At 70.7% G+C, this 9,857-nt stretch carries 8 protein-coding genes; 6 read left to right on the top strand and 2 right to left on the bottom strand.

All coding sequences use genetic code 11. The features are described 5' to 3' along the window. Positions 1–144 precede the first annotated feature (144 nt). From tkt to CFP66_RS28855, 4 genes are read left to right on the top strand one after another with little or no spacing between them, the layout of a single operon-like run. On the top strand, positions 145–2,247 hold the full coding sequence (gene tkt, locus CFP66_RS28870; RefSeq protein ID WP_198961724.1) for a transketolase: 2,103 nt from the start codon (positions 145–147) through the stop codon (positions 2,245–2,247). Positions 2,248–2,278: 31 nt separating this feature from the next. Then, on the top strand, positions 2,279–2,866 hold the full coding sequence (gene hxlB, locus CFP66_RS28865) for a 6-phospho-3-hexuloisomerase (RefSeq protein WP_094928342.1): 588 nt from the start codon (positions 2,279–2,281) through the stop codon (positions 2,864–2,866). A 49-nt stretch (positions 2,867–2,915) separates the two neighbouring features. Next, positions 2,916–3,857, top strand: a complete 942-nt coding sequence (locus CFP66_RS28860) for a fructose-bisphosphatase class II family protein (protein WP_094928341.1) — start codon at positions 2,916–2,918, stop codon at positions 3,855–3,857. Between the two features lie 27 nt (positions 3,858–3,884). Beyond that, complete coding sequence (locus CFP66_RS28855) at positions 3,885–5,264, top strand: ATP-dependent 6-phosphofructokinase (RefSeq protein WP_094928340.1); 1,380 nt, start codon at positions 3,885–3,887, stop codon at positions 5,262–5,264. A gap of 285 nt (positions 5,265–5,549) precedes the next feature. On the opposite strand, the gene CFP66_RS28850 is transcribed toward CFP66_RS28855, so the two are convergent. Further along, positions 5,550–6,146 (bottom strand): TetR/AcrR family transcriptional regulator, encoded by a 597-nt coding sequence (locus CFP66_RS28850; RefSeq protein WP_094928339.1) that lies wholly within the window; start codon positions 6,144–6,146, stop codon positions 5,550–5,552. Positions 6,147–6,274: 128 nt separating this feature from the next. Here CFP66_RS28850 and CFP66_RS28845 point away from each other — a divergent pair, with 128 nt between their 5' ends. Then, on the top strand, positions 6,275–7,162 hold the full coding sequence (locus CFP66_RS28845; RefSeq protein WP_094928338.1) for a PHB depolymerase family esterase: 888 nt from the start codon (positions 6,275–6,277) through the stop codon (positions 7,160–7,162). Between the two features lie 124 nt (positions 7,163–7,286). Here the strand turns inward: CFP66_RS28845 and CFP66_RS28840 are convergent, their stop codons facing one another. Beyond that, positions 7,287–7,904, bottom strand: a complete 618-nt coding sequence (locus tag CFP66_RS28840; protein ID WP_233159793.1) for a TetR/AcrR family transcriptional regulator — start codon at positions 7,902–7,904, stop codon at positions 7,287–7,289. Positions 7,905–8,058: 154 nt separating this feature from the next. On the opposite strand from CFP66_RS28840, the gene CFP66_RS28835 reads away from it, so the two are divergent. Next, a complete protein-coding gene (locus CFP66_RS28835; RefSeq protein ID WP_094928337.1) occupies positions 8,059–9,633 on the top strand; it encodes a DHA2 family efflux MFS transporter permease subunit in 1,575 nt (524 codons plus the stop codon). The last annotated feature ends 224 nt before the right edge of the window (positions 9,634–9,857 follow it).

The following is a 9,857-nucleotide window of genomic DNA, read 5'->3' as shown; positions in this document are numbered from 1 at the left end:
CGGTGCGTGAGGCCGGTGCGGTGGTGGCGGTGGCCGGTGGAGCCATCTACAACGCTTCTGACCCGGGCGCCGCTGCGGCCGAGCTCAAGAAGCGCGCCACCCGCTGACCCACCCCCACGCGGCGAACTCAGGGAGTGCCCGTCCATGTCACCACATGAATCCGCCGGCGAGGTCGTTCGGCTGACCACCCGGCGAGTGCCCGAGGACTGGTCCGATGTGGACCAGCGCGCGGTCGACACCGCCCGCGTACTGGCCGCGGACGCGGTCGAGCAGTGCGGGAGCGGACATCCCGGCACGGCGATGAGCCTCGCGCCCGTCGCCTACGCGCTGTTCCAGCGAGTCATGCGGCACGACCCCGGCGATGCGCAGTGGCTCGGCAGGGACCGGTTCGTGCTGTCCGCCGGACACTCGAGCCTCACCCTGTACATCCAGCTGTTCCTCTCCGGCTACGGCCTGGAGCTCGACGACCTGAAAGCCCTGCGCCGGTGGGGTTCCCTGACACCGGGCCACCCCGAGTACGGGCACACCGTGGGCGTGGAGACCACCACCGGCCCCCTCGGCCAGGGCCTGGCCAACGCGGTCGGGATGGCGATGGCCGCCCGCCGTGAGCGCGGGCTGTTCGACCCGGACACCGAGCCGGGAAGGAGCGTGTTCGACCACCAGGTCTACGTGATCGCGTCCGACGGCGACATCGAGGAGGGCGTCACGTCCGAGGCGTCGTCGCTGGCGGGCACCCAGCAGCTGGGCAACCTCACCGTGATCTACGACAGCAACGAGATCTCGATCGAGGACGACACGCGCATCGCCCTGTCCGAGGACACCGCCAAGCGCTACGAGGCCTATGGCTGGCACGTCCTCACGGTCGACGGCGGCGAGGACGTCGCCGGATTCCTGGCGGCGGTCGAGCAGGCCAAGGCCGAGACCGCGCGCCCGACGCTGATCGTGCTGCGCACCGTGATCGGCTACCCGGCGCCGACCCTGATGAACACCGGCAAGGCGCACGGCGCCGCGCTGGGGGCCGAGGAGCTCGCCGGGGTCAAGCGCGCCGTCGGCTTCGACCCCGAGCAGAGCTTCCAGGTCGACGACGACGTCCTGCGCCACACCCGTGAGGTGGCCGAGCGCGGCCGGGCCGACCACGAGAAGTGGCAGCTCGAGTTCGACGCCTGGGCGCAGGCCAACCCCGCACGCAAGGCGCTGCTGGACCGCCTCGTCGCCCGCGACCTGCCTGCCGGGTGGGCCGACGGCCTGCCGACCTGGGAGGCGGACGGCGGGACGGTCGCCACGCGCAAGGCGTCGGCCGCGGTGCTGGCCACGCTCGGGGAGGTGCTGCCCGAGCTGTGGGGCGGGTCGGCGGACCTCGCCGAGAGCAACAACACCACGATCAAGGGCGCGGACTCCTTCGGCCCGACCGAGATCTCCACCGCGGCCTGGACGGCCCAGCCGTACGGCCGCACGCTGCACTTCGGCATCCGCGAGCACGCGATGGGGTCGATCCTCAACGGGATCGCGCTGCACGGCGGCACCCGGCCCTACGGCGGCACCTTCCTCATCTTCAGCGACTACATGCGCCCGGCGGTGCGGCTGGCCGCGCTGATGCGGCTGCCGGTCGTCTACGTGTGGACGCACGACTCGATCGGTCTCGGCGAGGACGGTCCGACCCACCAGCCCGTCGAGCAGCTGGCGTCGCTGCGCGCGATCCCCGGTCTGTCCGTGGTGCGTCCGGCGGACGCGAACGAGACCGCGCACGCCTGGAAGGCCGTGCTGGAGGACACCGGCGGCCCGGCAGGGCTGGCGCTCACCCGCCAGAACGTGCCGACCCTGGAAGGCACCTCCGCCGAGGGGGTCGCGCGCGGCGGGTACGTGATCGCCGAGGCGACCTCGGGCTCTCCCGAGGTGGTGCTGGTCGGCACCGGTTCGGAGGTCCAGCTGGCAGTGGATGCCAGGAGGGTCCTCGAAGCCGACGGGATCCCGACCCGGGTGGTGTCGATGCCGTGCGTCGAGTGGTTCGACCGGCAGGACCGGTCCTACCGGGACGAGGTTCTGCCGCCCGCGGTGCGGGCGCGGGTCGTCGTGGAGGCGGGCATCGCTGCGCCGTGGCACCGGTTCGCCGGGGACGCGGGCGAGATCGTGTCGCTGGAGCACTTCGGCGCCTCGGCCGACTTCACGACCCTGTTCACGGAGTTCGGCATCACCACCGAGGCCGTGGTCGACGCGGCCCGGCGCAGCGTGGCATCCGCGCGGGGATGACCCGCAGTCAGATCACAAGAGGGAGATTTCGTTGACTCGGTCGATTGTCAAGAAGCTCGATCCCGTTCACTTCTCGGACGCCACCCGCGCCGTCGTCGGCGAGGTGGACAAGGTGAGTGCCGGGGTCCAGTCCGCGGCCTGGGTGCGGGCCGGGGCGTTGCTGCTCAACGCGCCGAAGGTGTTCACCGTCGGGACCGGGCGCAGTGGGCTCGCCCTGCAGATGGCCGCGATGCGGTTCATGCACCTCGGGCTCCCGACCCACGTCGTCGGCGAGGTCACCGCTCCGGCGATCGGCTCTGGCGACGTCCTGGTGGCGGCGTCGGGATCGGGCACCACGGGCCGCGTGGTGCGGGCCGCGCAGACGGCTCGTGACCAGGGCGCGGACGTGATCGCACTGACCACGGCGGCCGACTCGCCGCTGGCCGGGATCGCGACCGAGGTGCTCATCGTCCCGGCCGCCGCCAAGCAGGACTTCGACGGCACCGCCTCCGTCCAGTACGCGGGCAGCCTGTTCGAACAGTCCGTACTGCTGATCACGGACGCGCTGTTCCACTCGCTGTGGAAGACCGGCGGCAGCCAGGCCCGCGAGCTGTGGCGCCTGCACGCGAACCTCGAGTGACTGCCGGGCCCTCCGCGACCCGATGACACCACCCTGAGGAGCCAGAGAGATGCCGGATGCAGACATCAGCACGTTGGAAGCGGTGGCGCTGGCCGCCACCCGCAGCGCCGCGGTGGCCGGCTACGCCTGGGTCGGCCGGAACGACCAGAAGGGCGCCGACGCCGCGGCCACCTCGGCCATGCGCGCTGCCCTGGCCGACGCGCCGGGGCGGGGGACCGTGGTCATCGGGGAGGGGGAGAAGGACGACGCCCCGATGCTGTTCAACGGGGAGGTGGTCGGCAACGGCCACGGACCCGACTTCGACATCGCCGTCGATCCCCTCGAGGGCACCTCGTTCTGCGCGCGGGATCTGCCTGGTTCCCTGGCCACCATCGCGTTCGGCGAAGCCGGCACGTTGTGGTCGCCGGGGCCCGGGTTCTACATGGACAAGATCGTCGTGCCACCGCGGGCGAAGGACGTCATCGATCTCGACGACCCTCCCGAGAAGACCTTGGCCAAGGTCGCCGAGGCGCTCGGCAAGGAGGTCGCCGACCTGCGCGTGGTCATCATGGACAAGCCGCGGCACAAGGAGCTGATCGCCCGCGTGCTGCGGGCGGGCGCGGCGGTGCAGACACCTGCGGGCGGCGACGTCGGCGGGAGCCTGGCGGTGCTGATGCCGACCTTCGACATCGACCTCCTGCTCGGGGTCGGCGGCACACCGGAGGGCGTGATGACGGCCGCGGCGGTCCGAGCACTGGGTGGCGGCATGCTGGGCCGCCTGGCTCCGCAACGCGACGAGGAGGCGGACGCCATCCGGGCGGCCGGCATGTCACTCGACCGCGTCTACGACTGTGCCGAGCTCGTGGCGGGAGACGCGTTCTTCGTCGCCTCGGGGGTCAACGGCGGGCCCCTGCTCGGGAGGCCGCGCACCGGAGGCGGCACGACCGTCGTCGAGTCGCTGCTGATCTCCCGAGGCCAGATCCGCCACATCACGCACACCACCTTCGACTGACGCCGCCGCCATCACCAAGGAGATTCGGTGACTTTGCACCTGGAAGACCTCCGAGTCCGTGACCTCGGCGAGTGTCGTTTCGACTCGCCGTTGAACGAGATGATCTCCACGAAGCAGACCTCGCCGCACTACGTCGCAGAGGGCGACCGGGTCCTGCTCGAAGACACCGTCTCGATGCTGGCCGAGCACAGCCTGCCGTCCGTCCAGGCCCCCAGTTTCGAAGCCGCGGGCCCACGCCGCAAGATCTACTTCGATCCCGCGGAGGTGACCGCGGGGATCGTGACCTGCGGAGGGCTGTGCCCCGGCCTCAACAACGTCATCCGCGGTCTGGTCAAGGAACTCGCCGTGCACTACCGGGTCAAGCGGATCCTGGGCTTCCGCAACGGCCTCCAGGGGCTGACGGCCGAGAACCGCTACGACACCGTCGACCTGACGCTGGAGGGCGTCCGCGACATCCACCACTCCGGCGGCACCATCCTGGGCAGCTCACGCGGCGGCCAGGACGCCGACGAGATGGTCGACAGCCTCGTGCTGCGCGACGTCGACATCCTGTTCGTCATCGGTGGCGACGGCGGGATGCGCGCCGCGACGTACCTCAGCGATGCGATCCGGGAGCGCGGCCTCGACATGGCGGTCATCGGGGTTCCGAAGACGATCGACAACGACCTGCCCTTCACCGACCATTCGTTCGGGTTCCAGAGCGCGTTCGCGCGAGCCACCGAATTCATCTCCGCGGTCGCGGTCGAAGCCGCGGCCAGCCCGAACGGCGTCGGGATCGTGAAGCTGATGGGCCGCCACTCGGGCTTCATCGCCACCTACGCCGCGTTGGCATCCAGTGCCGCGGACATCGTCCTGATCCCCGAGGTGCCGTTCGTGCTCGAGGGTGAGGACGGCTTGCTGGCCCACATCGAGAGGCACGTGCGGACGAAGGGCCGCGTGGTGATCGTCCTCGGCGAGGGGGCGGGCCAGGAGCTCCTGGACCACGGCCTACCGGAGCACAACGGTCGCGCAACCGACGCGTCGGGCAACCTCAAGCTCGGTGACATCGGGGAGTTGCTCAAGCAGCGGATCACCGCGCACCTGACGACGGTCGGCCTCGCGCCCACGATCCGCTACATCGACCCGAGCTACGCGATCCGCAGCGTCGCCGCGAACGCCTACGACGGCGTCTACTGCCTGCGGCTGGCCCACGCCGCGGTGCACGCGGCCATGGCCGGTCGCACGGCGGCCGCCGTCGCGCGGTGGCGGCAACGCTTCGTGCACGTCCCGCTGTCCCTGATGACGAGTCGTCGCAACCAGGTCGACCCCGATGGTGACCTCTGGATGTCGGTGCTCGAGACCACCTGCCAGCCTGCCGAGTTCGGCCCGGTGCGGGAGCGCGAGAAGGTGCGCGCGGGCTTCTGCTGACCAACCTGTGATGACGAAGCCGAGTCCCGTTCTCGGGCGATGTGGCGTAGCGGGCCGGCTCGGCGGCCGCGCGCACGATCATGGAGTACCGCGGGTCGTGCCTGGCGCTCAGCTGAGCTGAGCTGATCTGCGCACCGCCGGAGTCGGCCTGCGTACCGTCGGGTGTTGCCGGTCTGCCCAGCGTTCCCACTGGATGCCTCGTTCGTGGCCCTCGGGTCGGAGATCAGGTCGTTGCCGGGGAGCGGCCCAGCCGAGGAACCGGCGATCCTTGTCCCGCGCCACGCCTCACCCGCCGTGCTCGTGGCGGGTGAGGGCGCCGTCGAGCAGGGCGTTGAGGTAGCGGTCGGGCAGGGCGGGGTCGTCGCGGTCAGCGGCGTGACGGAGGGCGAAGCCGACTCCGCACAGCAACAGCATCATGTCCGCGACCGTGAGCGCCGGGTGCAACGCGTCGTCGGCGGCCGTCCGGGCGAGGAGCTCGCGGAGCGCGTCGTGGAGCCGGTTGCGCAGGGCCTGTACTTCGGGTGTCGCGGGGTTCGGGTCGACGGCCGCCGCTGCGAAGGTGTCATCCCGGAAGTAGGCGGTCACGGCGGCCTTCAGGAAGGCGCGCAGGGCCCGCGGGGGATCGGATGCCGCGGCGGCGTGTTCGGCCTGGTCGATCAGGGCGGTGAACCGGTCTGTGGCCAGGGCTTCGACCAGCGCTTCCGGGGTAGGGAAGTGGCGGTAGACGGTGCCGACACCGACATCGGCCGCGTGCGCGACGGCATTGAGCGGGACCGGCTTCCCGTCGTGCACCAGTGCCCGCGCAGCCTCCACGATGCGGCGACGGTTTCGAGCGGCGTCCTTGCGCAGCGCCGGCTGCCGGCCGGCGGCCGTGTCCGTCATGGGGTCACGCTAGCACGCAAGTCGGATAGCAAGTCCGATCGGATAGCTCATCCGGTTTCCGGTACGGTGGAGCCATCCGCACGGCAGGGCAGTCGCCGCTGCCGCCTTCGTAGGGGACGGGACCGGTCATGAACACGACGTCTGAGGTCAGGGTGTCGCCCGAGTCGGTGGTGGTCGCCGGCCGGACTCGCACGCTGACCGTGGTGCGCCACCAGCAGCCGGTTGCGGGCCCTGTGCCGGTCGTGTTGGTGTTCCACGGCTCCATGCAGTCCGCCGCCGTGATCCGGTCGTTCACCGCGAACACCTTCGATCACATCGGGGCGCAGCGCGGGGCCGTCGTCGCCTACCTCGATGGCTACAAGCGGCACTGGAACGATGCCAAGATCAGCAACTCCACCGCTGCGCGGGCCGACGGCGTCGACGACGTCGCCTTCGCCGAGGCGGTCATCGATCTCCTGCGGAGCCGCTACGGCGGCGACGGTGCGGGAGCGCACGTGGTCGGGTTCTCCAACGGCGGACAGTTGGTCATGCGGCTGATCCACGAGATGCCTTCGGCGCTGGCGGGCGCGGTCGTCCTGTCGGCGACCCAGCCCGTCCCGGAGAACTTCGCTCCCGATTCCCCGCGGCGGCAGCCCGTGCCCGTCATGTTCGTGCACGGGACGAAGGATCCGATCACCCCGTACGGGGGAGGAATGGCCAGGATGTACCGGTTCCTTCCTCGCGGGCTGGGCCTGTCGGCTCCGGATACTGCCGCGTACTACGCGCGCCGCAACGGCATCACCGCCGATCCCGTCACGTCACCCGTGGGCGCCGCGGCCGGGTCGACCCGAGTGGAGCGCACCGACCACCGCCAGCCGGACCACCTGCCGGTGACCCTCTACGCGGTGCACGGAGGCGGTCACACCATTCCCGGGCCCAAGACGGCCAGGCCCCGCCTCCTCGTGGGCAGGACCGACCACACCTTCGACACCGCGCAGGCGATCAGCGAGTTCTTCGGACTCGCCGTACACGGCTGAGCTCCCACTCGCGCGCTTTCGGGTGGAGCGCGCGGACGAGTGCGGGCATGGAACGGACCGTCGTCCGGCGAGCGGCAGGTGTTCGGGACGGCCGCGAGCGCGTGGCGGCGGTGTGGGCGCCGCGTCAGGTGTCGACGAGGAGCGACAGCAGTTGGTCGATCGTCCGCGCGAGGTGTTCGTGGATGTCGCCGGTGCCGTAGCTGAGGAGGATGGCGACCCGGCCGTGGATGGTGCTGAAGACCATCAGGCCGGCATCGCGGCCGGGCAGGCGGACTCCGAGACCGGCGTCGCGGCAGCGTTCGAATCCCGCGACGAACACGCCGACGACCTGGCCGAGCGGGGTGGTCAACGGGTCCGGGGGTGGGGCGTCCGGACGGCGGAACAGGATCCGGTAGTGACCGGGGTTGGCGAGCGCGAAGTCGCAGTAGGCCACGAGCTGGGCGCGCAGCTGCTCGACGGGGTCGGCCGGGCCGGCGGCGGCGCGTTCGAGGAGCGCGAGCAGCCGTTCACATTCGAACTCGTGCAGGCCTTCGGCGAGCGCGTTCAGGTCGCGGAAGTGTTGGTAGATGCTGCCGGGGGCGACGCCGGTGGCCCGGGCCACCCCGCGGATGCTCAGGCCGGCCTCCCCGCCGAGTTCGGAGAGCAGACCGCTGGCCGCCTCCAGGATCTCGGTGCGCAGCCGTTCACCCTCGCCCCAGGGGTTGCGGGTGCGCCTGACGTGCTCGGCGGCGGGTGGCGTCATGCCCGACAGTGTCCCCGGTCACGCCCGGGGGTGACGGATTCGGGTCCGAATCGCCCATGCGTGGCTCCCCGTCGCGCACCGCAACTGATGATGTACGTTCGTTCACTTAGTTGGTGAACGAACGTACATCAACTGGGTTCTGCGGGGGTGGGCGATGACCGACGTGGTCACTGTGTGGGAGGCGGGCCCCAGCACCAGGCGGGCGGCCGGTGCCGAACGGGTGCGTGCCGCACATCGGGCGAAGCGGCCCGGTGGTGGTTGGTTCTCGACACTGCTGGTGGTGACCCTGGGGTCGTTCCTCGCGGCGTTGGACACGAGCAGCGTGAACGTCGCCCTGCCCTCCATCGAGCGTGCGCTGAGCGCAGGCGCGGACGACGGGCGATGGGTTTCCACCGGCTACTCGCTCGCCATGGGTGTGGCGATACCGCTGAGCAAGTGGCTCAGCGACCGGATCGGCATCACCCGCCTCTACATCCTCTGCCTGGTCGTGTTCACCGGCGGGTCCGCGTTGTGCGGCCTGTCGTGGGACATCGGCAGCATGATCGCCTTTCGGCTCCTGCAGGGGGTGCCCGGCGGGCTGCTGGGCGTGCTCGGGATGACGTTGCTGTTCGCGACGGCACCGCGGGAGAAGATCGGCATGGCGATGGGCCTCTACGGCCTCGGCATCGTCGTCGCGCCGGGTGTCGGCCCTGCGATGGGTGGCTGGTTCGTGGAGAACTCCACCTGGCAAATGATCTTCTTCGCCAAGATCCCGATCGGGATCGCGGTGGTGCTGGCGGCGTGGAAGATCCTGCCCAGGACCGGGTCGACCAGCCGGCCGCCGTTCGACCTGTGGGGTTTCGTCACCATCGCGGTCGCGTTGACGACCCTCCTGATGGCCACCGCGGAGGGCAACGACTGGGGGTGGACCAGCTATCCGACGGTGATCCTGCTGATCGTCAGCCTGCTGGCCTTCGCGCTGTTCGTGGTCGTCGAGAACGAGGTGGACACGCCGCTGCTGGACCTGAAGGTGTTCCTGTCGCGGACGTACAGCATCGGTTTGCTGATCGTGGTGCTGGTCACGACCGCCATGTTCGGCTCGCTGTTCTACATCCCGCAGCTCCTGCTGGGTGTGATGGGGCTGAACGCGCTCGAAGCCGGCCTGGTGATGATGCCCTCCGCGCTGGCGATGGCGGCCATGGCGCCGGTCGCGGGACGCGTCTACGACCGGTTCGGCGCCCGCCTTCCCGTGTTCTGCGGCCTTGCGCTCACGACATTCGCCTGTGTGCTGATGGCGCAGGTCACCACCAATGTCTCGGAGTCCGACGTCATCTGGTGGAGCGTGCTGTTCAACGTCGGGGTCGGGCTGTCGATGATGCCGGCGATGAGCGTCGGCATGAACGCGCTCCCGCCGGACCGGATCGCCAGTGGCAGCGCGCTGAACCAGGTGGCCATCCGGTCTGTCTCCGCCCTCGCGGTGGCCGGCCTCGGCGCCGTGCTCACCATCCTGCAGGCCCAGCTGATGGTCGGCGAAAGCGTCCTCATGCACACCGGACCGGCGATGCCGCCGACCCTCGCCCGCGCATCCGAGGAGGGCGGGGTGACGCTGCGGGCGCTCTATGCGGCGCTCCAACTGGACGTGGCCGCAACCGCCTTCGCCGACATCTTCCTGGTCCTCGGCGGCTGCGCCGCGATCGGCGCCCTGCTCGGACTGCTCCTGCCGGGCCGCAAGCGCGCCGGCTCGGTCTGACGGACCGACCCGGGGCACGTGCAGCAGAACCGGCGCAGAGCAGGCTGTTGGCCAGGACGAACGCCGAGCTGAACGCCGTCGCGGCCCCGGCGATCATCGGGTTGAGCAGCCCCGCGGCGGCCAGCGGGAGGGCGGCGACGTCGTAGGCGAACGGCTCGCCGGTGGTGGGTACTGGTTCGGTGGTGACGATGCGGATGCGGAACTCGGCGGCGCGGATCGGCGCC

Origin of the sequence: Pseudonocardia sp. MH-G8, from assembly GCF_002262885.1 — a bacterium.
Classification (GTDB): domain Bacteria; phylum Actinomycetota; class Actinomycetes; order Mycobacteriales; family Pseudonocardiaceae; genus Pseudonocardia.
The sequence above is the reverse complement of the archived record's forward strand: the minus strand, read 5'-3'. Positions and strand labels throughout refer to the sequence as shown.

Bases quoted from the DNA above. Each gene is read 5' to 3' on its own strand.
- tkt (WP_198961724.1), top strand. From the start codon at position 145: ATGTCACCACATGAATCCGCCGGCGAGGTCGTTCGGCTGACCACCCGG.
- CFP66_RS28860 (WP_094928341.1), top strand. From the start codon at position 2,916: ATGCCGGATGCAGACATCAGCACGTTGGAAGCGGTGGCGCTGGCCGCC.
- CFP66_RS28845 (WP_094928338.1), top strand. From the start codon at position 6,275: ATGAACACGACGTCTGAGGTCAGGGTGTCGCCCGAGTCGGTGGTGGTC.
- CFP66_RS28840 (WP_233159793.1), bottom strand. From the start codon at position 7,904: ATGACGCCACCCGCCGCCGAGCACGTCAGGCGCACCCGCAACCCCTGG.
- CFP66_RS28835 (WP_094928337.1), top strand. From the start codon at position 8,059: ATGACCGACGTGGTCACTGTGTGGGAGGCGGGCCCCAGCACCAGGCGG.
- CFP66_RS28850 (WP_094928339.1), bottom strand. From the start codon at position 6,146: ATGACGGACACGGCCGCCGGCCGGCAGCCGGCGCTGCGCAAGGACGCC.